Source organism: Rhodococcus sp. NPDC049939 (assembly GCF_040656415.1).
GTDB lineage: Bacteria > Actinomycetota > Actinomycetes > Mycobacteriales > Mycobacteriaceae > Rhodococcus_F.
In genome coordinates, this window is the sequence record NZ_JBFAMC010000015.1 from 1 (window position 1) to 2,467 (window position 2,467).

1 protein-coding gene is annotated in these 2,467 nt (G+C 67.5%); it reads left to right on the plus strand.

Annotated features, from left to right (window positions below):
• Positions 1 to 2,467: condensation domain-containing protein (locus tag AB0I57_RS20025; protein ID WP_358339324.1), on the plus strand; the 2,467-nt coding region annotated here is incomplete at both ends.

Sequence of the window (2,467 nt, forward strand, 5' to 3'; positions counted from 1 at the left end):
GCACCGACACTGCCGGCGGACTATTGGACCGGATCCGACGCGAGATCGCCACCGAAGAAGAACTGCTGCTGGCCCCGGAATTCTTCCTCGCCCTCGCCGACCATCACCCCGACATCACCGGGGTCGACATTCAACTCGAGCGCGGGCACCCCGACACCGAAATGACCCGGCACCGCTACGACGTGATCGTGTACAAGGCCCCCACCCGGGCCCGGTCGATGCACACCGTCCCCACCCGGGCCTGGCACGACCTGCCCGACACCACCGCACTCCGGGCCCTGCTCGAGCACGAGCGACCGGACGCCCTGCGGGTCACCGGGATTCCCCATGCCGGGGTCATCGACGAGGTCGCCGCCCACCAGGCCGCCGGCCACGCCCACCCCGACACCCCCCTCACCGACATCGTCGACAATGTCAGCGACGGCGCAGACATCCTCGACCCCCACACCGACCGCAGCGCACCAGTACCTGAGGACCTGCACCGGATCGGCGATGAGACCGGCTACACCACCGCCGTCACCTACTCGACAACCCCCGGACACCTCGACGCGATCTTCCACACCCCCACCACACAACACACCCCGCTGACCGACCTGTACCGGCCCGCCGACCAGGTCGGGCCGCTCTCCCGGTACGTCAACGACCCCGCCGCCGCCCACCGCACCACCCAACTCCGGGCGTATGTGGCCGGCCGGCTGCCCGAGTACATGGTGCCCGCCGCGATCGTCATCTTGGATTCACTGCCGGTGACCGCGAACGGCAAACTCGACCGTACAGCCCTGCCCGCCCCCGACTTTGGCCTCGGCCGGTACCGGGCCCCCCGCACCCCCGACGAACACACCCTCACCGACCTGTACGCCGAGATTCTCGGTGTTCCCCGGGTCGGGATCGACGACTCCTTCTTCGATTTGGGCGGGCACTCGCTGCTCGCGACCCGGCTGATCAGCCGGATCCGCACCACCCTCGGCGTCGAACTCCCCATCCGGGTCTTGTTCGACGCCCCCACCATCGCCGAACTCAGCACGCGCCTCGACAACACCCGACCGATACGCCCCCCGCTGCTGCCCGTGGAACGACCGGACGGGATCCCGCTCTCGCACGCCCAGCAACGACTGTGGTTCCTGCACCAATACGAGGGCCCGTCGGCCACCTACAACATCCCCCTCGCCCTCCGGTTGACCGGACCCCTGAACACCAATGCGCTGACCGCCGCCCTCGACGATGTCATCGCCCGCCACGAACCCCTACGCACCCTCTTCGGAGCAATCGAAGGCCAACCCTTCCAACACATCCTGCCCCCCGACCACGCCACCACCTCGATCGAGGTCACCGACCTCGACACGCACCAACTGGACGACGCGGTGGCCGCCGCGGCCGGGTACCGGTTCGACCTGGCCACCGAAATCCCGCTACGGGCAACCATATTGCGGTGCCGGCCCGACGAGCACGTGCTGGTACTGCTGGTCCACCACATCGCCGGCGACGGCTGGTCACTGGCCCCCCTGATCGAGGACCTGACCCACGCCTACACCGCCCGCCGCGACGGTGAGGAACCACACTGGCAGCCGTTGCCAGTCCAGTACGCCGACTACACCCTCTGGCAACACCACCTGCTCGGCGAGATCACCGACCCCGACAGCGCCCTGTCCACCCAATACCGGTACTGGGAACACGAACTCGGCGGGGCACCGGATCTGACACCACTACCGACCGACCGGCCCCGCCCCAAAACCGCCAGCTACCACGGCGACACGATCGACTTCACCATCCCCGCACACCTGCACCACCGCCTCGACCAACTCGCCCGCCACCACGGGGTGACCATGTCGATGCTCACCCAATCCGCCCTCGCCGTCCTGCTCCACAAACTCGGCGCCGGCACCGACCTCACCATCGGCAGCCCGATCGCCGGCCGCACCGACACCGCCCTGACCGACCTGATCGGCTTCTTCGTCAACACCTGGGTACTACGCGTCGACCTGGCCCACCACCCCCGCTTCGACCAGGTCCTCGACCAAGTCCGCGACAAAGCGTTGGCCTCTTACGACCACCAAGACCTCCCCTTCGAGTTGCTGGTCGAACTACTCAACCCGACCCGCACCACCGCGTATCACCCCCTGTTCCAGGTCTGCCTGGCCTGGCAGAACAACACCCTGCCCGACATCGACCTGCCCGACCTACAGGCCACCGCCCTGCCCGCCCCCACCGGCACCGCAAAATTCGACCTATTCATCAACCTGGTCGACCCCGGTGACCCCGACCAGGACATTCCCGCACTGATCGAATACGCCACCGACCTGTTCGACCCACACACCGTCCGCGCCCTCACCCACCGCTACCTGACCGTCCTCGACACCATCGCCACCAACCCCCACACCCGCCTGTCCGACATCGAGATCCTCAACCCAGATGAACGCCACACCATCCTCGAAACCTGGAACCACACCCACACCCACACCCTGATCCC